The organism is Nonomuraea sp. JJY05, from assembly GCF_043496855.1.
Taxonomy (GTDB): domain Bacteria; phylum Actinomycetota; class Actinomycetes; order Streptosporangiales; family Streptosporangiaceae; genus Nonomuraea.
Window position 1 is genome coordinate 265,349 of sequence record NZ_JBIEIS010000013.1, and the last position, 25,124, is coordinate 290,472.

General features: G+C 61.9%; 10 protein-coding genes. 5 read left to right on the forward strand and 5 right to left on the reverse strand.

The features are described from left to right. Window positions 1-278 precede the first annotated feature (278 nt). The 4 genes from ACFKCF_RS22815 to ACFKCF_RS22830 all read right to left on the reverse strand — a co-directional run bounded on the left by ACFKCF_RS22815 (window position 279) and on the right by ACFKCF_RS22830 (window position 9,962). The gene (locus tag ACFKCF_RS22815) at window positions 279-668 is read right to left on the reverse strand and encodes a hypothetical protein (RefSeq protein ID WP_394496424.1); all 390 of its coding nucleotides are present in this window, start codon (window positions 666-668) and stop codon (window positions 279-281) included. A 1,083-nt stretch (window positions 669-1,751) separates the two neighbouring features. Then, complete coding sequence (locus ACFKCF_RS22820; RefSeq protein WP_394496425.1) at window positions 1,752-2,528, reverse strand: hypothetical protein; 777 nt, start codon at window positions 2,526-2,528, stop codon at window positions 1,752-1,754. An 868-nt stretch (window positions 2,529-3,396) separates the two neighbouring features. Further along, entirely contained in the window at window positions 3,397-6,597 is a 3,201-nt protein-coding gene (locus ACFKCF_RS22825) for an Eco57I restriction-modification methylase domain-containing protein (RefSeq protein WP_394496427.1), read from the reverse strand. 2 nt (window positions 6,598-6,599) lie between these two features. Next, the gene (locus ACFKCF_RS22830) at window positions 6,600-9,962 is read right to left on the reverse strand and encodes a helicase-related protein (protein ID WP_394496461.1); all 3,363 of its coding nucleotides are present in this window, start codon (window positions 9,960-9,962) and stop codon (window positions 6,600-6,602) included. 1,730 nt (window positions 9,963-11,692) lie between these two features. On the opposite strand from ACFKCF_RS22830, the gene ACFKCF_RS22835 reads away from it, so the two are divergent. Beyond that, window positions 11,693-14,359 carry a tetratricopeptide repeat protein gene (locus tag ACFKCF_RS22835; RefSeq protein WP_394496428.1) on the forward strand — a complete coding sequence of 889 codons (2,667 nt, stop codon included), beginning with the start codon at window positions 11,693-11,695 and terminating at the stop codon, window positions 14,357-14,359. Between the two features lie 172 nt (window positions 14,360-14,531). Here the strand turns inward: ACFKCF_RS22835 and ACFKCF_RS22840 are convergent, their stop codons facing one another. Beyond that, entirely contained in the window at window positions 14,532-15,845 is a 1,314-nt protein-coding gene (locus ACFKCF_RS22840; RefSeq protein WP_394496430.1) for a serine/threonine-protein kinase, read from the reverse strand. Between the two features lie 103 nt (window positions 15,846-15,948). On the opposite strand from ACFKCF_RS22840, the gene ACFKCF_RS22845 reads away from it, so the two are divergent. From ACFKCF_RS22845 to ACFKCF_RS22860, 4 genes are read left to right on the forward strand one after another with little or no spacing between them, the layout of a single operon-like run. Then, window positions 15,949-17,676: a PD-(D/E)XK nuclease family protein gene (locus tag ACFKCF_RS22845; protein WP_394496432.1), complete on the forward strand. Its 1,728-nt coding sequence runs from the start codon at window positions 15,949-15,951 to the stop codon at window positions 17,674-17,676. Then, entirely contained in the window at window positions 17,673-18,599 is a 927-nt protein-coding gene (locus ACFKCF_RS22850) for a hypothetical protein (protein ID WP_394496433.1), read from the forward strand. The genes ACFKCF_RS22845 and ACFKCF_RS22850 overlap by 4 nt, the downstream gene beginning before the upstream one ends. Before the next feature lie 9 nt (window positions 18,600-18,608). Then, window positions 18,609-22,346 (forward strand): hypothetical protein, encoded by a 3,738-nt coding sequence (locus ACFKCF_RS22855; RefSeq protein WP_394496434.1) that lies wholly within the window; start codon window positions 18,609-18,611, stop codon window positions 22,344-22,346. Further along, entirely contained in the window at window positions 22,343-25,087 is a 2,745-nt protein-coding gene (locus ACFKCF_RS22860; protein ID WP_394496436.1) for a pPIWI_RE module domain-containing protein, read from the forward strand. Before ACFKCF_RS22855 ends, ACFKCF_RS22860 begins: the two co-directional genes overlap by 4 nt. The last annotated feature ends 37 nt before the right edge of the window (window positions 25,088-25,124 follow it).

The following is a 25,124-nucleotide window of genomic DNA, read 5'->3' on the forward strand; positions in this document are numbered from 1 at the left end:
ACGGCGGCCATGGGCGCAGGCGAGCGGATGACGGGGCACCCGCCCGCGAGTGGGAGCATGATCCTGCCCATGCCCCGGCCGCGGCGGAAGAAGGTGACGCCGAAGCGCCCTACCAGGCCGCCGCCCAGCGCGCCTCGTTGAGGGTCAGGCCTCCAGGTAGACGGCGGCGGCCATGGCGCGGAGTTCTACGCGGCGGATCTTGCCGGTGGTCGTGGTGGGGGCGTGTAGCTGGTCTCGCCCGTCCGGAACGGGCCGAACCCGATGGCAGACAGTTCAGATCATCGCCGATCGGGCGGAATCTGGATGCCGTGGGCTTGGAGCCGAGAAATGATCAGGTCTCGAAGCTCACGTTGCTGAGCGGCTCTGTCGTGATGTCCCACCCGGTCACCGGTTGCAGCCCAGCGCTCGAGGACGTCAACCGTGAGAAGCCATTGGGCGATCGTGAGTTTGGGTTTCACGATCTCGTCCGGCGGCGGCCACTTACCGGAGCCGGGAACGCCGGGTGTCCAGTGGGCAATCTGATCCCAGCCGGCCCTTCGGACACTGCGCGCAAGGTCGGCCCGCTCGCGATTGCCGTCCACTGTCTCGACGCTGGCGTCGTTGTCCATGCATGCGTCGACGATCCCCCACTGGCGGAGGGCCATCGTGATGATGACGGCGACACTCATGACGGGCATGGTGTCGAGATCGCAAGGGGGCGGTCAAGGTGGGGATCCGGGAAAGGCTATGTCGCCCCCCAGCCAGGATCAGTACGCGCGAGCGGAAAAGTGACGACGAGCGGGCTCGAGATCCCCTCCTCGTGGGGGGCGGACGTCTTCTCCGTACAGCCCAGTGGCGGCGTCCGACAAAGAATCACTGCTCACCGCCCCACGTCGACCGCGGACAGCAGCGGCGAACAAGATTGTCGGGACCAAGATTGTCGAGTCGGGACCAAGATCGGGACCAAGATCAGAAAGCAACTTATCTGTACGTGATCAAGGGCAGTCCGCCTGCGGCGGCCTGCCAAGCGTCGGGCGGTCGCTGGCCGCGCTGCGGCTCTTCGGCCGGTCGCGCCCAGCACCGCCCGACGCGCGTATCTTGCCGAGATACGTCCGTCAGTCTAGCCAGGCAGTGCCGCCGATGTAAGCCCGGCCGCAACGCCTACAATTGAACGGCTCATGAGCCCCCACTTGTGGACGGATACGGCCCTTTTCAGGCAGACGGGCGTATTTCTCCCAGTGGACGCTCACCAAGACCCCGATGGTTGGCCAGCTCGCAGTATCCTTCCGTGTCAGGTTGAGGGAAGGATCTGCCTCACGATCGCCATGCTTTGGCTGGCGCAGGGGCATGGTTGGGGGCGATCGGCGCCGCAGGGCCTCCTTCGTCGGCCCCACGGCATCGAAGCACCGTCTGATGAGCCAGGAAGTGGGCGCGCTAGACGGTGAGCCGGCCTGGGAGAACTACAAGAGGATCATCCCGGGCAGAACTCTGCGTGGTGAGATCGCCTACCCACGATTTATCGTGGTCGCCGCGTGGGGCCATGTGGCCGCGTACCAGGATCGGTATGTCCGCTAACCAGGAGTTAGTTCTCGGTGTCCGCGTACGCTACCTAACGTTCCCGATCCGCTCACAGTGACCAAGCAGAGGAGCTAGACTCAAGAAGGCCGCCTTGGGGCAAGCGCCGCCAAGGAGTTCGGCTCAAGTCCATGTATAAGCGCTCTTTCAGCCGTCATGGCCCGCCCGGATCGCGAGCGTTCCGGGCCCTTCCTTTGTTACATCCCTAGGATTGCCTGGATCGCAGACACAGCACCTGCGAGAGAGGCGCCTGCCGTGCCAGCTTCCGACGCGATCTCGAACAACGTCTTCAGTCTCGCGCGTACGCCTCTTTCGTTACGCTCTGACGCCTCTTGTTCGAGCTCCCTACCTACTCCTGCCGCGGCGTCTTCAACCGCTACAGCCTGTTCATCGGGGAGATCTTTCGCAAGTTCGCCCGCTGCAGCGGTCATCTGCTCGATGAGTTCACGCAGTTGAGCGGGGCCTACGCCCCCTACCTGCATATGTGCGCCTCCCTCACCCTGATTAACCGGACCGTGGAAGGTGCCGCCGGAGATAGTGTTTTCGTTCCTCGCCATGATGAGCTCCTCGATTTGTACCGAAATACCACGGCTACTCGGCTGGGATGCATCTTTTATCATCTCCGACAAACGATCCACGCGCTCTACAATCTTGGGGTTATCGATTGACCCGGCGATGGACGTTGTCGTACCGATAATATCATCGTAGACATCTCGCGCATGCCCCAGTACGCGCGCCAGGAGACTTATGCCCGCGAAACCATGCCTACTTGGACGCAGGAGCAAATCCAAGAGACGCAAGATGTGACTTTCGACGGGGCGAAAAGCGACATCGAGACGCTGGCTCTCGCAGAGCCCCAGCACTGTTTCGATCGCCACCAAGTCAGCATGCAGACGTGAAACATGAACTCGTAGACGTCGAGCAGCGTCATCCGATTCGTCTCCTTGCGCCAGATCCCACGAGGAAATCCGCATACCGGAATACACTAGCCAGCGCTGACGAAGTTGAAAGTTTAGGCTCCACGGGGGAGGAATCTCGGTAATCACAGCCGGCGTACCTGGTTGAACCCACCATTCTTGGACGGAAGCATCAGGGGAAATAGTTGTGCTCGAAAGGAGATGCTTCGCAAACCGTTCCCCCACCTCTATAAGCGGACCCTCTTGATCCCCAAGAGCTCGAAGCCGTACGGGCGCTTGAATCGCAAGCATCTTAACTCGATCTTCATTTCGCTTCGAATTATTTCGATAATTCCAGCCTAGAAATCGAAAGCATACTTCAAGCCGCCCGGTCACGCCATCCGTGTAGAAATTCCGGTAAACTGGTTGAGCGGAAACCGACTCAGAGCGATCCCCTCGATTCACTTGACGGCCAACTCGGACCTGGCCTTGCACGTCTATATAGAACGATTCACTAAGCCAGGGCGCGACGCCACCCTTCAGACGAGGTCGTACTGCCCCTAAGCCACGCACATAGTTCGATCTGTGGTGCTTTGGGGAGCTTCCTGCGAAGACACGATCCGGACGAGGCCAAGACGGCAGCACGTCACGACACGTTTGCTGAGCCAGCAGGGGCCGGACATCAATGATCGGGATCTGCACCGTCACAAACATCCTCGCCACCTCTTCTCACGACGAAGTCTCGTCAATCGCAATCATAACCCGAAGCCTGCATCAGCCGGGATCTCACCTCAACCGAACGCCCCAAAGAGCTAGCTAGGAGCTGTCGAGCCACGCCAGGATCATTGCGGCTACGATGCCACTAAACTCTCTACAGCATTATCTCCGACCATGTCTCGCACGGCCCTGAGTTGCACCGAGAGCAGAAGCAACTAGCCTGTACCAGCTAAACGTCTCCGTCGCCAGAGCCCATGCGATACTTTAGATCGAAATTCACAACCCAATCCAACTCTTCATCCGAAAGGCCATAGTGACTAGCCAGCAATCTATCCACTTGGTCTATGATGGACTTACTTCGGACAGGGAGAAAGCATTGAATGGTCAACTTCCCCATCTTGCGCATTTCTGAGTTGCGAATAAGGTCTGCGTCCAGTTCTTCCGAAAGCTCTAGAAATGCGTCACCCCACTCGCTCGATAGGATCTCATCGAGATTACAGGGGAAAGCCTCAATCTCCCGCTTGTTTAGGTTTCTGCAGTCCGAATGGACTCTCAGGAACCAAAAGAACAGATTCGAATTAAGGACAGCCTGAGCCGCAGCTGCATGCGCGACGCTTCCATATGCGAGAAACTTTAGCTCACTCGGATCTCTACGATTGCCATCATTTTCCAACACAATCGGCGGTTGCTTGAGGAAAAAGACGAAGCTGCTCATCTTCCGCGTATAAAAAACGCGATGGGAGGCACCTTTTACAGTGAGTGAGGTTACTGTCTGCGACCGCCTCCAAAGCTTGCCTAGAATATCGTGCTCTATGGAGTCCCCAAGCTTGGGGATGCACCCCATCACCCGGCCGCTTACCGGCGCATCGGTGTAGAGGGTTCTCGGAAAGAGGGACTCGCGCTCGGATGCCCGCCAGCGCTGATAGCGGGTTGTGGCGAATCCCCTTCTCTCGGCCCCGACCTCAATCAGATGAATCGCCAGCCTGATATGCTCCAAATCTTTGAACAGCTTATCGGGACGATCATCGTAACAACTTGTGAGTACACGGTGTTTACTCAACAGTCGTTGAAGGGGAACAAACTCGCCAGTCGAAATCGACGAGATTGGCACGATCCAGCCAATACGTGCCAGCTCGGAGCACAGTGCTTCTGCGCGCTCCATAACCAGCGGGTATAGATCCTTGCAGACAATTGTCTCGTAACCCCGAACCTGATAATCCTTGACCTCAACCAACCTCTTATATGGTGGATTTCCGATGATGACGTCGAACCCTCCACTTGCCATCACTTCGTGAAACTCAACACACCAGTGGAAGGGGTTATGCGCAGATCGCCACGGATCGATATGTTTCGGGCTACGGCCATAGTCGATCATCAAACTTCTATCGAGGACGTCACGAATCAACTCTAATTCGGCCTGAATCCTCTGTTTGTCGGACCGATGGCTGTGGTGGGTGCCAGCGGCTTGCTGCGCCCGAAACTCGCCGGTAAGATCATCTAGGTCATGCAATGCGGACTCGACGCTATCGATGTCGCCAAAGTCTAGGCGAGAGCCGACTTGGGCACGCAAGTCACTTAAGTTGGTGTAACCAACCAAGGTATTTCCGGCTCGAATGTTGAAGTCAATGTCAGGCAGCGGCTCAATGCGACGTGGATCGTGCAATTGCGCAACCAGCTTGAGGAAAAGCCGTAGCTTGCACACTTCGACAGCTTCGACCATGATGTCGACGCCGTGCAAGTTGTTCAGGATAATCTGCTTGTAGATGAAGTAATCACGATTAGGGCTACTAGCTACGTACTCTAGCTCGGCTCGCATGTTGCGGCAGGATGCACTCTCTTCGGAAGTCGCTGTGAGCCGAGAGAATAGGTCGAGGCATTCATCGTAGAGCCTCTTGAGTGGTGTCAAAGCAGCAAACAAGAACGCCCCGGACCCGCATGTAGGATCTAGCACCTTAAGACGTGTGAGCTTTTTGTAAAACTCTAGGGCTAGCGCTGGGTCTTCCAGGCTGAATACACTATCACTCAAGAGTTGAACCGTATTTACTTGCATGCGCACCGCGGTATAACCGTCGGTGACTTCACCGCGTGCGAGAGCTTCGAGCCGGCCAGACACAACAGATCTACGGCGGACAACCTCTCGCCAGGTTTCTTCCTCCAAGCCCCAGCGCGAATCAGCGACACTGTCCCAACTTTCGCGACTGCTTGGGTCGTCAATGCCCTCAGCCACCTGGGGCGGAAGTTCGAGCCCTAGCCCGTGCAAGACCTCGGGGGCCATGTAGCGCTGCGGATCCGAGGCGACAATGCTCCATGGAGACGGCGAGACACTCTGGCCGTGGGCCTTCCACCAGTCGAGCAGAGCTGCGCCTATACTATTCTGCGTGATGAATGACGTGACATCCTCTCGTGTGTAGTATGCGCCCATTTGTTTCTGATTGATGTAGCGCTCGAAGATATAGCCTAGAATTTCTGGATTAATCTCGTTACCTGATGCGCCTGGCCTCTCGTCCAGATGCCAACGCCACGAATCAAAAAAGTCAAATATTTTTTCGAACGCGGCGTCCGGAACATCAATGTGATGCTTACCTTCAAGACTGTGTTCAGAAAAAATCCCACCGTTAAGATATGGCACATCACCTATAAGACGACGGGTGGAACTGCTCATAGATGCGCGGTCTTCGTCTCCGAGGCCCACATGAAAAAGTGGTAGCAAAAAGTCGCGGTAGAAGCCGTAGAACTGATCGGGGCCGTGTAGTTCACGAACCTTCTCCAACCGATCCCGTAAATAATCCACGTTCCTGTCGAGGAAGCCCTTTTTCTGGATGAAATACAAGAACATCATCCGATCGAGGAGAATAGACGCATACCAACTTCTATCTCCATCGCTCGGTAGATTCTCAAGCACGTCTGCGAGTGCTTTGTGTTGGACCTTGAAGCTTTCGAAAAACTTGCGGGAGACCTGTTCCGCTCTGAGCGAGGACTGTACTCGCGCCCGGACAGTAAGCATAGTCATGCGAGGTTGCTCATCTAGCGGAAAGTGGAAGGCAGCTAGCCGCTGGGCGAGATCCGGATGTCCGCTTCCCACTTGATAAGTTTGCTTAAGGTACCTATGAGGGTTTCCCGGCTGGGGATCTGCGACCCGCCACTCTTGCTGCCCGTCAGGACTTGTGAACACCAATAGGTGTTCGAGAGCCCGCCTCGCAGCTACCCGGGCCAATCTGTTGCGCGTGTCAGCGTCAGCGACATTGTCACAAGCGAAAACGATGAAATTGTGCTTGACGCTCACCGCCCGCAGAAGGTAGACCGTGCCATCGATCTCTTCCGGGATATCACCGATACCATGAGGAGGATCCCATAATAATTCTTCGAGGAAAAGACCTTGAAAGTCTCCCTTGTCCAGCCGTGCTAAAATGCGCTGATCTAGGGTTTTCATAGTTACGGCGTCTCCTCCGGCACTGGGTCAGAAAACAGACCCATCGAGCAAATAATTTGGGTCTCGCTTTGTGCACGTTGTTGGGTTTCTGAACGCACGAGCCTTCCATCTTCGTGAAGGCCGCCCACCAGCTCAACTAGCTCAGCAGTCGTAATATTTTCCCGAAGGCGGTTCCGGATGACACGTATGGCCTCCTCGGTGAGAGGCCGCGTATACATCACGTTAATTATCTCTTCAGTCTGCTCATCACTGAAAAGAGTGCCAGCACGGCCTTCGAGGTGCTGGAGCAGACGTTGGTGGACCCGCTTCGCTACGCCGCTCAGCACGCCGGCAGTTGTGATGCTACGTGTTTGATCTTCAGCAGCTTGCGTGGCTGCGGCAACTAGTTCGTGATGCCGTCTGTCCAAGGCAATGGACGGCGCCTCAGGAGGTGCATAAGCTGCACGCAAGATTTCCATCTGATTGAAGCTCGTTGGGGTGCCGTCCAGGTCTACCTTCACTAGGACGTCTAGTCCTGAGCGTGTTCTTATGTACGCTAAGGCACCCTCGTCCGCCCCGGGGTCGAGGGTCGTCAATTTAGTCGCTCCGATCACAGATGGTAATGCGGGAATGAGCGACTCGAGAGATGGGTCGGCCTCCTTAGCTCGCTCCCATACCATGTACGCGTACGAACCTAGGTCTACATCGTTGCTATCATCCACGTCATCAAGCGCTCGGGCGTCTTCTGCCAGCAGCTCTATAATAGAACGTCGAGCCGATATACCGTCGCTCTCACCCTGTAGATCGAAGAACCTTTCGTCACCGCCGATGACCTCGTTATTTTCGCGGAGGCGACGGTAAATACGGGCATGCAGCCGAAGGATCTGCTCTATCCCCTCGTGCGGCACGAAGGAGTAAACAAGAATTTCGCTATCTTGCTGGCCGATCCTGTCAACACGTCCAGCTCTCTGTACCAGCCGGATGATGGCCCACGGAAGGTCATAATTCACAACTATTGACGCGTCTTGAAGGTTCTGTCCCTCACTAATTACGTCTGTTGCGACAAGGATGCGTAGTTGTTGACCTGGCGGTACAGGAACTAGGCCTGGGACGGTGGACGGGCTGAATCGACGGATAGTGGAGGACGGATCAGCCGTTTCCCCCGTGACAACAGCGGCCTTCTCGATCCCACGCTCCTCGAGATATCTGCCTATGTACTCAGCCGTATCGGCAAATTCTGTGAAGATTAAAACTCGATCGTGTAGATGACGCTGTGTGATCAAATCATGAAGAATTGCGACCTTAGAGTCTCTAACTGTGTTCCATGGGCCTATTTGCGCCAAGATTTCGCGAAGGATAGCTACATCAGCTGCGAGATCTTCTGCTAGCTCTGGGACAAATGCGGTTGAAGGGATGAGTCGCAAGCGGCGGCCACCGGCGGCAATAACCGCCGCATATGCATTCTCACCTTCAGTAGCTAGCGCATCATTCTGGGCACTGATATCGAGTGTTTCCTGCCCAGAGTCTTCTATGTCCTGATCACTTATGTTTGTTGACCCAGCGCCGGCGACAGGAACGGGAAGTCCGCTCTGTAGAGCGTAGAGCACCGCCAGGTTTTTTGCTATGTGTCGCTTAGCCGACAGCACAAAGGCATGTCCACTACTCTCGAGCCGCTTAAACAGGCCTGACCGCGTAAGGCCTCTAAGCTGATCGCCTGCGCGGGAAAGTGCCTCAATGTCAGCCCGTTCCGACTCACTCACTGGCATATCTGGATCTACATACTTTTGTAGCCCGTACCGAGGAAGCTTCAGCTGGTTTATTGCATCTACTGTTTCCTCGCTCATAAGTACTGCAGCCGGATCATCTTCGCCCCTGAGTCGGTGATGTATAGTTCTGGGGACTCTCTCAGGAAAAAAGAACCGGTGGCCATCTTTGAATTCGAGGAATTGCCTCCCGTTTTCTGCCGTAGTTGCGTATGTCTGACGGATGAAGGACCTTGTTCTGCGAACCAAGAACAAACGCATGAGTTCTTGCCAGTCCTCAGGTTCATCCGACAGGCGGAAAGCTTTAAGTGTCGTAGGTTGACCACCGCATCGAGCGAGGAAGATCGCTTCGTTGCCTAGCCGCCTTCGAAAGGCTTCCGGACGGATCCCTAGATCGGTGTCATCATCAAGGAAAAGCCCGAGCTGGCCAGCCAGATCGGCAACTGATTTGTTGTATGGTGTTGCTGAGAGCAGAATTGCGCGTGCGCCACTGTCCTTAATATAGGACTGAACCTTCGCATAAATCTTGCCATCTCGATTTCGAAGATTGTGACTCTCGTCGATGACGACCAAGTCAATCGGAGACAGGTTGTCGAGGTCCGATAAGACGCGCGACAGTGAAAGCACCTTCGCCCGGAGGCCATAGCTCCTCGTCGCGGCCTCCCACATGCCGGCGAGGTTTTTAGGGCATATAACGAGTACGCGATCGCCCTCTCGTTCTTGGCGACTCAGGGCTAAACTGATACCGACCAAGGTCTTACCTAATCCTACGACGTCGCCGATTAGGACTCCGCCTCGAAGTCTGAGGTGACGATCGGCGATTTTTATGGCGTCAGCTTGGAAATCCAGCAACACATCACGCACAGCTTCAGGAAGAGTGATTTCCCGTGATCCGGCTATGGCCTCCGACGCAAGATGGTAAGCCATTTTCAGGTAAACATGGTGCGGCGAATAGGGCCTTTCGCGTGCCCAAGAGTCCTCAAGCACATCCAGCAGTGATTCGTCGACTGATACAGCGAGATAATCCTCCCAACGATCCTCGAACCAGTCTTCGAGGCGTTTCGTTGGCATGTTGTCTGCGAAGGTGACGTTGAGTTCGCCCTGCGCCTTCAGCCCTGAATTGGAGAGGTTGCTGCTGCCGACATAGGCGGAACGCTCCACCGTTGCCGGCTGCCGCAAATGACATAGATAGAGTTTGGCATGTAGCGGGTGCCTAAGGAATAGCTTTACTTCGAGATGCCCATCCTTAATGTGACGCTTGAGTGCTCGCAGTGCATGATGATCGCGCTGGCTGGGGATTCCACGAGCAAGTTGCCGCTTAAACTCCCGAAGGGCTCTGTCTTTGCGTTCGCGATATGCAGTACCACCACTGGCCTCCGGGTCCACATCGATGCCATCCCCACGCGTGGCGCCGGAATTTTGATTGCGCCCAAGCATGCCGATAAGCAAGCGCACTGCGGGCCGTCGCCCTTGGGGCTGAAGATTCTCGACAAGGTCTGCAATACGGCCCCAACCGGTAAGGCTGAAGTAGCCAACTGAGATGTCTAAGGCGGTAGCCAGAGGCAGGTCGTTGCGAAGCTTTGCCAGCATCTCCGCGTCGATGTTGTCAAGGATTTCCGGCATTTCCACCCAAAGTCGTTGATGTACAGGCTCAGACTGGTACATGTCATGGTATACGGCTATGCGGCAGCATAGCGCCTTCGTGGGTGAGAGTAAGTAGGCGTTGCAGACTCGATTTGCTCAAATGTGTCGAATCGGTAGGAATTTCACGATGCCACCTTAAGTGGCCAATCTGCCACTATAAGGCCACATAATCTCCGGCGGTGTCCTTGTCATCGCCGGTCCGCACCCGAGATCTCACTCTCCGTCGCGCGCAGGGGCTTCTGAACGCTGCTTGGCTGAGTGGCTGTTTATACATGTCGACAGCCAACCCGCGCCCGTTGCTCACGCTCAAGCTCTAGGAGTGGCCAGCCGCCCCCTCTGGGGACTCCACCGCCCCAGACTCCTGCGAGCCGTGGCGACCATCAACGCCCAACGTGGTTGGACAGCCCGCTGTAAGCGTCGGTGGCCGCCACGGACCGACCACAAGGTCACCGGAGACAGGGGCGCCAGTTGACCGATCCACGCTGCGGGGACATTCGCGGGGCGATCTTCGTGGCGGCAGTCATCTAAGTCGTGTCGCTGCAGCTCACGCTACGTGAAGCCTCCTTTCAGCGGTCGCTCTCCTACAGCGTGTGCTCTCGTGCTATCGGTGCTCTTGTGGCCCAGCATCTGGTTGAGCGCCGCGCCGCCCTGGCCGACCTCCGTTTCGGGGTCCTCGGCGGCGCGAGAGGCCGTGGCCGGTGTGCGAGCTGAGGATCCCCGGCAGGGATTAGGAGGGGTGACGTCCTCGATGTAGTCCTTCAGCGGGGCAGCCAGCTCGACGGACTCCTCCTGCATGGCAAGTTCGCTGAACCCGGTTTCTTCCCACGGGCATCGAGGGACTCCCCGCCGCCCGCTACGCCGGTGAGCAGTGCCTGCGCCAGTTCGTCGCCAACGCCGGCCACGAGCTGCGTACTCTCCTCGCCTCCATTACCGGCTATACCGAGCTGGCTACCTACATCGCCGCCAGCCGCGACCGACGCCCTCTGCCTCATCACCTCCGAAGCCCAACGCATGACCTCCGTGGTCGAAGATTTCATGTTGCTGACCGGCTCGATTCGGGCCGCCCACTGCTGCGTGAGCTCCTCGACCTGCGCCTCCTGCTGGTCAACGCGGTTAGCGACGCCCCCGCCACCTCGCGCAAGCACCACTGGCTGCTCTCCTTCCCCGACAAGACGCCCTCGTCGTGGGCGTCCCTGACCGGCTCTACCAGGTGCTCACCAACCTGCTGGCCAACGCTCGCACCCCCGACCAACACCACAGTCACCGCCTCGCTCGTCCGCGAGGGCTCCAAGCTCGTCCTCTGAGTCCACAACGACGGGCCCAGCCTCTCCCCGGTCGGCGGTGTCCTCGGTCTTCGGCCACTTCACCCGTGGCGACGCCTGCCGTTCCTGCCAGGCCGACGGCACGGACCTGGGACTGGTCTCGTCGCGGCGATCACCCAGGCGCAGGGGGGCGCGTCGAGGTGACGAGCTCCCGGCGACATCGTCTTCACGGTCAGGCTCCCTGCCGCTCCAGAGGAGACGCCCTGCCCGAGGAGGACGGCGAACCCGGCCAGGACCGATTGTGAGATGCTCCCACCAGCGGCTCTGCGAGACGGCGGGGAGGCCATGGACGAGTCCCATCACCATGCCGGAGCCAGATCATCAGCCGGTGGGGCGAGAGCCGCGCGCGGTCTCACCTTCCAGGCTCAGGTTTTCGCCTGGTGGGCTGTGCGCGCCATCGTGGAGATGCCGCTCACCGAGCTCGGGCTCGGCGCCGCCCTTCGGGTTGAAGAGGTGGGATGCGAGACAGGACTCCCCGTCGACGATGTGGGCGTCACCGTGTCCGACGGAGGGTTCGTCCTCACACAGGCGAAGGCCGGGATGAGGCGGCTGGATGCGCAGGCTGAAGATCTGGTAGGGGCCATCGACCAGCTAGTGGGCGCCTTCGTCCACGGAATCCACACGAGTTCAGAGGCCCGCTCCGTCGACCTCTCGCGGGACCGGCTCGTGATCGCCACGAACCATGATGGAAGCCGCGCCTACGACCAGCTGGGCATCGTGCTCATGCGCCTCCGTGGGCACCCGGCCAGCCTCCCTCTCTGGGGCGCAGCGAAGACGATCTCCCAGCGGAGAGCGCTCGAAACCTTCATCAATGTGGTCGTGACCCGCTGGACGGCCCTCATCGGCCGTGAGCCCTCCGATTCCGACCTGCGAGCGTTCCTCCGCTGTGCTGAGGTCATCCGGCTGGATCTCAAGGAGCCCGACGGGGCCGACCTCTTCCGCAGCGAGCAGGCCCTGCGGGCAACTCTAGGGGACTCGCTCATCGACGAACCCTTCACCAAGCTCGCCGGGCGCGGCAGCGAAGCGACGGCAGTCCAGCGGTGGTGGCGGCGGGAGGAACTGGTCCAGGCCGTGCTGCAAAGGGAAGCGCGGAGGAAACCCGCGGCCAGCCCGCTGCGACGCAACCGCCTTCCCGCCCTTCCTCAGCCCTACCTACGCCGCGGCGACCACGATCTCTCCGACACCGGCCCGGCAGCGGAGCGCCTCTGCACCGCTGTCACGGGCGGCCCCGGCCTAGGGAAGACCACTCTTGCCATCGACATAGCCAACGAGAGCGCCCAGGCCTTCCCCGATGGGCAGCTGTTCGTCGACTTTCGGGGCTTTGGCCCGGCTGCCCCAATGTCGTCTGCTGAGGCGGTCGAGGCACTCCTGGAACAGATGGGCGAGGCCGACGCGGCCGCCGGAAAGGACCCTGAAGGCCGCCGATCGCACTACCTCGACACCGTCGAGGAGAGAAGGTTCGTCATCATCCTGGACAACATCCCGGACAGCGAGAGCGCCCTCCCCCTGCTCCCACGCCACGGGCCCTCCGCCGTTATCATCACCAGTCGTACCCGGCTGGGCACCCTCCTGCGGAGAACCGACGTCTGCCATGTCCATCTGACTCCGCTGGCCGCCCACGAGTCCCAGGACCTGTTGATCAGGCACATAGGCAACGATCGCGCAGCCGCCGACCCCTCGGCGGTCGGCGCTGTTCTGTCCGCCTGCGGCGGCAACCCGCTCGCTCTCGCGATCGCCGGATCCCACATCCGGCACCTGCCCGGCCAGCCACTGGACCGGATCGTGTCCGTTCTGACCGACGCCGACAGCCGGCTCGACTTCCTCGACCTGCACGAGCCGGACTCCGCGCTCCGCACCGTCTTCTCCTGGACGTATCTCGCGCTTCCCACCGAACTGCGAGACTTCTTCGTCGTGGTCGGCGCCGCCCCAGGTCCTGATGTCGACAGCGCAGGAGCCGCTGCGCTCGCCGGCTCGGAGGACAATCGAAGGGGGCTGGCCCTACTGCGCCACTTGCGCCATTTCCACCTGGTTCAGGAGAACGCATATGGCGGTTTCCAGATGCACGAGCTCCTCCGCGATTACGCCCTCTCCCTCTGCCATGGGGACCAGCGACTTCAGGACATCCACAGCCGCGCCTGCGACAGACTCGTCAGACATTACGCCGATCTGGCGTCCACAGCAGCCACCAGCCCTGGCACCCGACTCGCCGCTCAGGACTCACCGCGATTCCTCGCTGCTGTGCGGTACGCCGAGGAGCATGGCCTGCAGAGCGAAGCCCGTGCCATGGTGGATGCGCTCATCGAGACCATGTGGTACCACGGGCGCTGGAACGACTGCGCGGCGATGTTGCGTTCCATCACGGACGATCCGTCTAAGCCCGAGGACCCTGAGACTCGGTCCTACTTCCTCCGCCAGCTGGCGGTCACTCTGCGCCGGCTGGGAGCACACGCCGAAAGCATCAAATGCGGCCGACGGGCCTTGACCGCACTTGGACAAAAACGTTCGGCGCGCGCGGAAACCGACTGCCGCTATGTCCTGGCGGTCAGCCACGCCTATGCGGACGATCATGAGGCGGCCCTGGAGCAATACCACCTCGCCGCTGACGGATTCCGGAAGAACGGAGACGACAGCGGGCTTGCCAACACCCTGAACGGCATCGGCTGGAGCTTGGCCATGCGGGGAGAGCACCAGGAGGCTCTGAGGTATTGCACGCGGGCCGCCGACCTGCACGGCGACCTGAATGTTCCCAACAGCCAGGCAGCCGATCTCGACAGCATCGCCTGCATCCACCAGTTCCTCGGCGACCACGAGACCGCGCTTGGCTACTTCGAGCAATGTCTGCGCCTGTACAGGGAAATTGGATACCGCGCCAACGAGTCCCGCACGCTAGACAGCATGGGCGACAGTGCACTCGCGTCAGGTGACCGGAACAGCGCCATCGAGCACTGGCTCCTCGCTATCGCCATTCTTGAGGACATCGGCCATGGGGACACCGACCAGGCTCACGAGATACGCGCCAAAGAGGCGGCAGCATTGTTCCGGAAGGAGCCGTAACCCGACAAGTCGGAGCGGTACAATGACATGAAAGCTCAGACAGCAGAATGCCCCCGCGGTTCCCCGCGGAAACTCCGAGAGCCGGGAGCTGCCATGGCGAAGAAAGCTCGGCCCACGAATCCGAAGCGACCAGTTCGATAGTCCGCCGACGGGCGAGGAGACTCCTCGCCCGTCATTCTTTCTCCGACTCATATTTGCTGAGCAGCTCACGCGCTTCCACGGCCCGTTTGTCCCGTTTGCCCAGCGTGACGCCGAAGACCCGGAGCATGTCTCTGAGCTCGCCGACCGCCTCGCCAACGCGCCCAGCGGCGTGGAGCAGTTCCACGTAAAGCATCCGGGCCCGGACGACCCCTTTCCCCACGTCACCCTGTTCCCGCTTAGCCTCCTTAATCACGTGCTCGACGAGACGGAGCGCCGCGTCACGGTCGCCCGAGTCCCAGAGCTCGCGCGCACGCCCCAGCTCCGCGTCTCCCGCCGACATGGCGACTCCCTTCACCGTGACCATCGCCAGCCTGTCACCGCCGTCCGGTCGCACGAGCGGAGCGAATGGCGTCTTGAACGGCAGCGTGAGATCGAACTCCGCAGAATTGCCGATACCTGGAGAACCGGCCGGTGGAACATGCCTTCTCATCAGTGCCGACACCTCGCGGGCGCCGACGAGGCGTTCCGCCGGATCCTTGATCAACAACCGGTCGACCACATCACCCAGGCCTCGTGGAACCGCCGACCTCCGTTCACACAGGGGCTGCGGCTTCTTATACAGATGCGCGGCATCTAGGTCCGCATCTGTCTCCGCGACGAATACGGGCCCACCCAGCAGCTCGTAGACGACGATACCCAGCGCGTAGAGATCGGCCGCCGCGCCTCCCGGGCTGGCTCCCTTCAGAACCTCTGGCGCCACGTACCCGCTCGTTCCCGGGCTGGCGTACCTGCTCCTTGTGATCCTCGACCTCTTGGAGTCGATGATGAACGCCACGCCGAAGTCGATGATTTTGATCATTCCCGAAGGACCGACCATGAGGTTCGCTGGCTTGAGATCCCGGTGGACGACATTCCCGTCGTGCGCCACTGCGAGCGCCGAACACAACTGCACCGCCAGGCACGCCGCCTCTTCCGGCTCGAGAAAGCCACCCCGCTCCTCCTGCAAGTCCTCGACGGTCTTGCCCTCGATGTACTGCATCACGAGGTAGGGAACCTCTCCTCGGGAGGAGCCACGCCAGACGCCCCGGTGGTGGACGGCCGGGATCGCCGGGTGATCGAGAGCAGCCGTCGCCAGGGCCTCTAGATCGAACCGCTGGCGCAGGTCGTGGTAGTCCTCCGTCGAGAACGCGCCGGTCGCACCGATGGCGGACCTCTCGACCATGAACTTGATCGCGACCTTTCTCTCGAAGTCCTCGTCCCAAGCGAGCCAGACGTCGCCCATCCCGCCGCGCCCCAGCCTGCGTTTGAGCTCGAACTGGTTCTCGATTCGGTCCCCGACGTCCACCGCACCTCCCATTCGGCCGTTCCGCACTGCCAGAAGAAGCCCTTTGAGTCGACTCTTATGCGCAAGCAAAGGCTCATGTTAACCTGACGCCCCCGGAGGTCAAATGAGCCCGCTGAACCACGAGCACGACAATGCCGTCATCCGTATCTACAGCAGCTCTACCACAACTTCCCAGAAGAGTTGTCCGACTTACTTGGCGGCCAAAACCGACTACTCGGTGAAACGGCCGGAAAGAAAGAAGCTCTCACGTTTCACCGACGTGGCTTTCTCACCCTTCAGTGTCGTCCTCGATCTCGTCGAAAACCACCAGGTTCCGCTGGACGAAGCCTTCTCCCGCCTTCCCCGCCGCGGCGACTCGGCACGGGACATCGCCGGCGAGCTGATCGCCCCGTTGCACGAGGGACTGGTGGCGTGGACGCACGACGCGGTGCGCAACTACCTTCGCGCGCTTGAAGAGGACCGTCAGCTCCAGACGGCGACCGGCCTCCGGCCAGCCGGGCCCTGGGTGCGGCCATATCCGCCCAGCGACGCCATCGTCAACTCGCGTCCCCACGAGCTCTGCGCGTGGGGACGCGGCTACGTCTACCGCCACGGTGACAATACCGTCCGCGAGCTCCGTATCCCGGTCATGGGTAAGGCGGGCGCCAAGCAACGAGCCGATGCGGAGCTGGCCACCGCCGCCCATGTGCTGGCGACGGGATCATGTGTCGACCGGGACGTCTTGGACAGAAGACCCGGCCCCTACCGCGGTGGCAAGCCGTTCCCACTCCTGCCGCTCACCGCTCCGTCCCCTGCCGCTGCACTCCCGAGCCGCGTCCGCCTCGTGGAGATCGGATGCGTGGACGGGCTATCGCGGGTGCTCTACGACAACACGACCGAGGCTGCTGGAGCATTCTTCGTCTCAGCAGCCGCCGAGACGTTGAGCGCGCTCCGCCGTCCGGTCACGGAGACCGCGGGACGAGACTGCCTCGACTGCAAGGTCCGACCGGAGTGCCGTCGGCTCCACAGCACTCCCGGATTCCTGAACATCCGCGACTCGTCCCACCCGAGACGGATCTGGTCGGTGACGACCGGAAGGTACTTCAAAGACTGTCCTGCCAAGGCGCATTTCCGCGCGCTGAGCCTCCCACCCGATGAGAAGTCCGAGAAGACCGCGTTCGTACGCCGCGGCGATGCCGTCCACGCGTGGCTGAAACGACTGCACGACAGGAAACCCAGACGGCCCTGTGCTCCCGGCGACCTCCCAGAGAACCCGAACTCATGGTCAGCTAGCGGGTGGACGTTGGAAGGCGAGCACGCGCGCCAGGGAGCGGCGATGCTCGCGGCCCACCTGGAGGTGTGCCCCTTCCTGGACGTCGCGCCGAACAGCAGTGCCTATTCCGAGCAGACGGTGGCCGCCGACGACCGGCGCGCGGACGTCCTCATCGTGGCAGACGCCGATCTCCTCTACCGGCGTGATGGTTCGTGGGTGTACCGCGAGCTGAAGACCGCGACAAACGATTTCGTGGTCGACGGTGCCGACCTACTGACTCAGTACCAGCAGCTCGCGCTCGCCGTGCTTCTGTTCAGGGCCGGGTCGATTCCCACAGGCTCGCATTCCGCCGTCGAGCTGGAGTTGCTCACCCCAGCCGGACCCGACATCCGGGTGATCGATCCGAACTCGGCGTCGGTTCAAGAACGGGCCAGAGAGGTGATCCACGGGCTCACCCGGAGCTGGCACGCGGATGAGGAACATCTCCCGACGCCCAGTGATGAGATCTGCGGGCGTTGTTCCTACCAGCGGTGGTGCCCGGTCTCTCCGAGGAACGCACAGGACGGGAGTGCTCTATGACGGACGATCCGCCTCCCGCATCCGCGCCCATCGCATTCGACCACGCCCGGGGCGAGGCCTACGACGAAGCCGAGTCCCGACGCATCGTCGGCATGGTGGCCGCGACGGTGGTGCAGATGGCGGACTGGCCGAAGGAGCAGTCCTTCACCGTGCCCTACCCGCCGCTGTCCCAGCTCGTGCTCGACCGGATCGCCCTCATCGGCGTCCTCAGACATCCCGGCGGATACCGCTTGACGCCCTATCGCGAACAGCTGAGCTGCCCCCGGACCCTCGCCGATCTCATGGCGCTCTGCTGGAGCAGCCCTATCGACGCGTGGCCGTTTCTCTGTCTCCCCGACGGGAAGGATTTGACCGGGCTCCTCATCGAGCTGGATCCGATCCGGCCCTCGGAACTCTGCTTGAGGCTCGCCCTGGAGTTCGCCCACCCGGACGCCCCCGACAAAAGCCTGGAACGGCTTGCCTTGCTGGAAGCGCGTTCACTCTACGAAGAGGCCGGCAATCCCGGCGGTTTCCAGGCGTTGCGTGAATGGCTGATCGATCATCCCGTGCTATCGCGCGAAGACATCGCCTTCCTGAAGCTGGAGCGGATCGGTGGCGTCCGAGTGACCGACGAACTGATCAACATTCTCTACCTACGCGTTCACGAGCGGTACTTCAGCTCCAAAGACGAGATAGCCATCTGCACTGACTGTGGCCTGGTCCTCGTCCCCGTCAGAGACGGTTCCGGAGAGCGCTGGCAGTGTGAGACCACGAGGTGTCGCGGCCGACGCAACCTGCGCATCGGCACCGTGCACCGTGTCGCCAAGGATCTCCACCACGCCGCCCGGCCGATCCGCGAGTTCGTCGTCGCGCCTCACCGGCTCCGCGCCTCGGAACGCTCCAGCCGCCAATCCCCCGGCCCGCTCAGGGACGTCGAGTGCTGAGGGACTCGCATGCGTAACCTTCATGACCACCTACGTGAGGCGTTGTCCGCCATCCCTCCAGCGGAAGCCGCCGAATACGACGATCTACGCAAGAAGCTCGACTACACCGTCGAACTCGGGCTCCGCGTCATCGAGCTGGTCAGCCCGCAGCTCGCCCCCATCGACGGGTGGCCACTGTTCGGTGGGTATCCCTTCTCCCGCGCCGGAGGCCTTACCGCCGGCCAACCATACGACGAGCTCCGCCGAATGCTGCGCGCGGCCCGGTACCACTTGGAGTCCATGCACCGGCGGGAGGTCTGGCGTTCCGCCCTGTTGCAGTACCGGCAACTGCCGGAGCGGGACCGCGCGTACGACTTCACGGAAAGCCTGGCCTGGCCAGCAGTTCCGAGAAGACCCTCGCGAGCGGCGCATCGCCTGGAGCTGTACGACACCCTTCTGAGCTCCGCTCCGCCCTTCACCACCAGCCGGATCACCATCGCGGAGCCCGGCCCTCATCTCTTTCGCGGGCGCACGATCGGCGCGCAGCACATCACCATCTCTAAAGACCTGCCGCCTCCGGTGGACTCCCGTCTCCCTCTGGAGGCCCGGCATCCCCGGCGAGCCTTCGACCAGCCCGTGGAATCGCTGCGGCAGACAGCCAAGATGATGGCGAAGCTCGACCAGCCGAATCAGGGCAGGTCGAAGGTGCTCAACGACTGGGAATCACGGTTCCTCAGTATGGAGCTCTCCGCACTGAACGAGGAGAGCGGAGCCTTCGCCAAAGCCGACCGGCTGATCGTCGACGGCCTGCTCAACCTCATCGGAATTCCAGGAGTCGGCAAGAGCACACTGCGCGACATCCTCGCCACGCACGCCGTAGCCGAACTGGGACAGCGCGTCGTCCTCGTCGTCGGCGATGTCGCCGAGGCGCTCCGCGTGGCCGAGGGCTTCAACAGGTTGCGCGAGGCCGCCGATCGGAAGATCGAGGAAGGAGACAAGACATATGCCGGATGGGACAGGTTGCATGCGATCCCCCTCGTCGGGGCGTCCACCCGTGACCAGCACACCAGGCGGCTCCACCGTCGGCTCCAACAGGTCTCTCCCCTGCCCCTCCTGCATCAGGATGCCGCCTTCGCCTACCTGAGCACCGCCTGCCCGCTCAGCGCGCTGCGGGGTGCAGAGGCGAATGCTCCTTTGCCGTACCAGGAAGCTCCGTGCCAGTCGCTGATCCCGCTGGATCCAGCTTTCATAGCGGGTGAATCCGCAGCCGACCCAGCGGAGGACAAGTGGAGGCCTCGGCGGGGATGCCCAATGTGGAGCCACTGTCCAAGGCACGACGCCGCACGAGGGCTCCGCGAGGCGACCATCTGGGTCGCCACCCCGGAGGCCCTCGCGGTCTCATCGGTGCCCGTCCAGCAGAATTCTGAGCGAATACGCTATCTGGAGCTGGCCTGTAGAACCGCCGACTTGCTGATCGTCGACGAGGCCGACCAGGTCCAGATCAGGATGGATCACGTGTTCGCCCCGACAGCGACGCTGTACAAGCCGGGAGACGACTCCTGGCTCGACGAGATCAACCGACACAACGTCGCCGAGCTGGCGCGCGAAGGCCGCATCCAACTCTCCAACGAGGTGGTCCAGCAGTGGACCGCCGCGCTGGACACCGTATCGACCACGGCCAATCGCATCTACGCCATGCTCGTGAGCGACGAGGAACTCCGCGACTGGGTGGGGTCGGATCTCTTCACCGTATGGTCGCTCCAGCTGGAGCTGGTAGGTCAGTGGCCCGCAACCCGACTGCCCGACAGAGTTCCGCCAGCCGCCGAGCGGATGAACCCCAAGCACGAGACGAGGCAGGAGGCGAGCGCGAAGCTGTTGGCCTACCTGAGCCAGGACCCCGGCGTCACTCAGGAGGCCCGAGACAAGAGACGCGAAGCGATCCTGAAGATACTCGACGGGTTCCGTGACGATCCGGTCGGCGACAACGACGAGGACGAACTCTTTGACGACGCACCGGCTAGGGAGACGCTCCAGCTCGCCGAGCTCGCCCGACGCTTGGTCACCAACAGGCCGGGCAGCCCGAGGGTGGCCGCGGAGCTCAACGTCCTTCTCGCCCAGCTCGCGGGCTTGCGGGACCCCGAGGAGCTCTCCGGTAAAGACCTGCAGGCTGAGATGAGGGAAAACGTCAAGGAGGAGCTCCGCCGGGAACGCCGCAGGTTTGAGTTCACGCTTCTTGTGGCGATCATGCATGACCGGCTGAACCTGCTCACGACACTCTGGCCCAGAGTGGAGACTGCACTCAAGCTCGATCCCTCCGCCAACGCGCTGTACCACAGCTCTCCGGCCGACTACGATCCGGTGATTCCTGAGTCCCCCATGGGCAACATCCTGGCCTTCCAATTCGTCGCCGATGCCAGAGGCGCCTACGCCCAGACGGGTGAGCTGAGGTTCATCCGGTGCACGGGGGTCGGTCGCGAGCTCCTTTCCGCACTCCCCACCTTGCACGCTGTGGACGGCAGCCATGGACCCAACGTGGTGCTGATGTCTGGGACGAGCTGGGCTGGAGCGTCCACCCGCTATCACCTGGCCGAGCCGGTGAAGGCCGTCCTGCATGCGAGAGTCCGCGCTGAGGAGCAGGAGAAGCCTAAGGAGGCTTCCACGCCGAAGATCACTATGTCCACGTCCTTCGTCTACGACGCTGTCGAGGACGCCTCACCGGGGGATCCGATGAGGCCTCTGCAGCTCTCCGGCACGTCGTCCGACCGTAGCGATGTGTTGTGGAGAATGCTCCGCGGCCTCGCCGATTCGGATCCGACGGATCAGGGCGGCCGTTCCAGGTTCACGCAAGAACTCGTAGATCTGCCACCCCGCCGTCAACATCTGCTCGTGCTCACCGGCAGCTACAAGGACGCTAAAGCGGCGGGCCGGGCTCTCCACTACTTCGGGGAGTGGAGGGACAGAGTCTGCGTCCTCATCTCGGATGACGAGGAGGCCGCCTCCGGCGCCGCTCGTTACGACCCGGACAGGAGCCGGGATGCTCCAACGCTCCGTCGTGGCGACCTCGCCGCCTTCGGCGCGACCAAATACAGCATCCTCGTCGCACCGCTTCAGTCGGTCGAACGAGGACACAACATTCTTAACGATCAGGAGAAGGCACTCTTCGGATCGGTCTACTTCCTGGCTCGCCCACTTCCCACACCCAGCGACGTCAGCGTGCTCATCCACGCGCTCAACGATTTGACCGTCCGCCGCACCCGTCCCGGTGGGGCTTTCGACCAGCTCGTCCAGAACGCCATGTCGCTGGACGCCGCCGGCCTGGAATGGCGGAGGCAGGCGCGCATGGAGCTGCACCGGCTCGCCAATCGGCAGCTGATGTGGAAACGCCTGTCCGACAGCGACCGCGAATACCTCACGTGGGACCTGCTCGTGGTGATGTGGCAGGTGATCGGTCGGTTGACCCGGGGCGGTGTGGACGCGCGCGTGCACTTCGTGGACGCGGCCTTTGCTCCCCGGCGCGCCGCCGGGCTTCGTGGGGACAGCCCGCGCTCCAGTCTGCTGGTCAGCATGCGCGACGTCCTGGCCCCATACTTCGGGGACGCGCCGGACTGGCAGCTCCGTCCCGCTCCTCCGCACCGGCTCCCGGCCACCGAGGCGAACATCTATCTCGCCGACGCTCTCTACCGGCCGCTCTACAACGGCCTGAAAACCCTTCTGTTGCGGCCTCCCGAGGCCGTACCCCTCCACGGCGACGAGAGGAGACGGCGGTGAAGTACGAGTCGATCACCCTGACCGCCTACCAGCCCTCCGAGAGGAGGCTGGTCAAGCCCCTCCAGGTCCTGCGTGTTCCGGAAGAGCTGCGGGCGGCGTTCGCGGAAGCCCATCGGTCGGGGCTCGGCGACACCCCGGCCGACAGGGTGAAGACCTTTCCCATCAAGTCGCTCAACGCGCTCCTTCCCCTTGCCGCACCGGATGTGATCTCGGTGGGCCGGCGGGTCTCCACGGAGGACGACGTCCCTTGGCTCTACGCCCATCACTCCGTGGACGACCGGATCGTCCGAGGGCTGCTGGGAGTCTGGCTCCTCGGCATGCGCGGTGAGGAGGACCTCCGTGAACGCGCCTATGGCCTGCTCACGGAAACCGCCCTGCCGTGGCAAACCGAGTTCATCGACCTAGCAGGGCGCGTCATGAGCGATGGGGAGACTGCCCAGCCCGAGCCACCCTTGTACCACCTGCTTCCCGACTACGTGGCCCGCCTGATCCAGAGGCACGGCGAATTCGGAGGAGCGAACGGACGTTCCTGGTCGTTCCTGGAGACCCCGACCACCGACCAGCGAGCGCAACTCGTCTCGTGGCCTCCGCGTGGCGATCCGTCGGAATCGCCGGGGGCGCTGTTCTCCTACCTCATCACCGTCACGGTGCAGACCGTGCCGTTCACCTCGCAGTTCCGGTTGCACGTTCGTACGGGGGTCCGGCGTTGGGTGACCGAGGTGAACGCGCAAGGCACCATCTACACCGGAGGCAGGACGGCTTCCGTGCATTTGATCACCGACACCCAGTGGCCGGGAGTGTCGGGAGACAGCACCCGAATCGCGATCCACCGACTTCGCTACGACTCCAAGAGAGCCGAACACACGTGGCGGGCCATCGATAGGCCCGACCTGCTCCCGGCGGCCAGCCTGGTGCAATCCGCGGTGGACGCGGCAGACCTGGGGAGAAACCCCAGAAAATACCTGGAGGGGCTAGAAGGCATCAGGGCCGGAATTCCCCACCACACGACCATGGGAACTCACGAGGTGGGTGCGGGGCTCATGTCGGCGGACAGGGTGCCGCTCATGGCGTGGATCGACGCGGCGCTCTCCACTGAATTCACCCGTGTCCCCGTGTGCCGTCGGGCCTCCTGGCCCGCCAAGCCGTCGAACGCACCGAAGAAGCTCCTGGCGCCCAGAAAGGGGAGCCAGGACGACCGCGTGCGGATCCTGGAGCACAAGAAGGCGGAGCAGGCGGCCAGAGACGCCGTCGAACGACGACGCCTCCTCCGGGAGGCGCTCGAGGGCGCACTGCTCATCGCCCGCGTCCACTGGCAGGAGGAAGGGACCCGCGACGCCCTGGTCACAGCTTTGTGCAGAGTGCTCGGCCTGCCCGCGCCGGACAGCGCGGACGAAACCCTCACCTGGCAGACACCCGAGCTCGACGTGATCCTTCAGTTGCGGCCTACCGGGGACATCGGCGCCGCTCTGGAGGTCAGCGCCGCCAAGGCACCCAGCGGCGAGCAATTGCGCGAGGCCATCGCCAAGCGGCGAAGCGAGGTCGCCGACGCCATGGACGATGAGCCCGGGTCCAGGCCGATGGTCGCTCTGGTGGAGATAGAGAAGGATTTCAAGGTCAGGCGTTCCGACTCGAAATTCGCCGTCCGACTGGGCTGCGCCGACGCCGGAGTGATCACTCAATTCATCCAGACCGCCGTGAACAAGAGCCTGAAGAAGAACCGCCCCCACCGCGCGAAGATGGCCTGGCTCGACATCTTCCGTCAGTTCGGGGCCGTACGCGTCCCGCAGCATACCTTCAAGAACAAATTCCCTGAGGATCTGCAGTACGTCGCGGTATGGATGGCGAAACGCAGGAAGGACGGCCCCACGCGCCAGGCCGTCCGGCAACTGCTTGCCATCAGAGTGCGTCCGGCCGACGGCGTACGCGGAGTGTCGGGCTGGATCGAGGACGAACGCCGCTGGGCAGCCTACCCCGAGTACCTGCTGTGGCTGGCCAAAGGCGTCGACTCCCACGCTGCGGCCGACGAGATCGCGACGGACGACGTAATTACGGCGGACGACGAAGCCGCCGAGGATGGCGCCCAGAGCTCCTTTTCCCAGTGGGACAAAGAGTTGAAGATGCGACAGAGGAGAACGGCGGCCTTTCTCCGGCCGCTGCTGGCGCAGCTGCGCAATCAGCCGACGCTCCTCATGGTGCACGCGCAGAATCTCCGCGAGGGCTGGCCATGGCTGAACAACGGCATGGTCATGCGCGACCACATCTGGGTCGACGACGTCGAGCCCGTGCCCGTCGCCCTGTGGGGGAACCAACTGCGCCTCCTGCGGATGAGGGACAGTAGCCGCGACGAGACCCCTCAGTGGTACGCCACGGACGGCGACCACGGAATCCCGGCCGGCCTCTGGCCCCTCACCGAAACTCACGGTGAACGGGTCTTCTACAGCTCCACGGACAGGCCCAGCACTGCGAAGAAGGCGTCCATCAAGGCTCGGAAGGAGGGCGTGCGGTTCGACCGGACGGGCAAGGAAGTCCGGGACACCGACAAGACCGCCTTCAATCCCAACCTGCTGGAGATCGCAGTTCTCGCCTGCCAACGCGGCGAAGAACCCAGCGAGTGGGCCGCCTGCGTCCACCAGTTGCGCCACGCGCCCGACAGCGACGCGCCCCTGGCCCTTCCCCTCCCCCTTCACCTGGCGAAGAAGGCCGTGGAGTACGTGCTTCCCAACGCCAAGGACGATGCTTGACCGCGGCTCAGACCGAGGAGGAGATTCGAGACCGCGA

Excerpts from the sequence above, each read along its gene's own strand:
- ACFKCF_RS22815 (WP_394496424.1), bottom strand. The coding sequence starts at position 668 with ATGAGTGTCGCCGTCATCATCACGATGGCCCTCCGCCAGTGGGGGATC.
- ACFKCF_RS22820 (WP_394496425.1), bottom strand. The coding sequence starts at position 2,528 with ATGCGGATTTCCTCGTGGGATCTGGCGCAAGGAGACGAATCGGATGAC.
- ACFKCF_RS22825 (WP_394496427.1), bottom strand. The coding sequence starts at position 6,597 with ATGAAAACCCTAGATCAGCGCATTTTAGCACGGCTGGACAAGGGAGAC.
- ACFKCF_RS22830 (WP_394496461.1), bottom strand. The coding sequence starts at position 9,962 with ATGCCGGAAATCCTTGACAACATCGACGCGGAGATGCTGGCAAAGCTT.
- ACFKCF_RS22845 (WP_394496432.1), top strand. The coding sequence starts at position 15,949 with ATGAGCCCGCTGAACCACGAGCACGACAATGCCGTCATCCGTATCTAC.
- ACFKCF_RS22850 (WP_394496433.1), top strand. The coding sequence starts at position 17,673 with ATGACGGACGATCCGCCTCCCGCATCCGCGCCCATCGCATTCGACCAC.
- ACFKCF_RS22855 (WP_394496434.1), top strand. The coding sequence starts at position 18,609 with ATGCGTAACCTTCATGACCACCTACGTGAGGCGTTGTCCGCCATCCCT.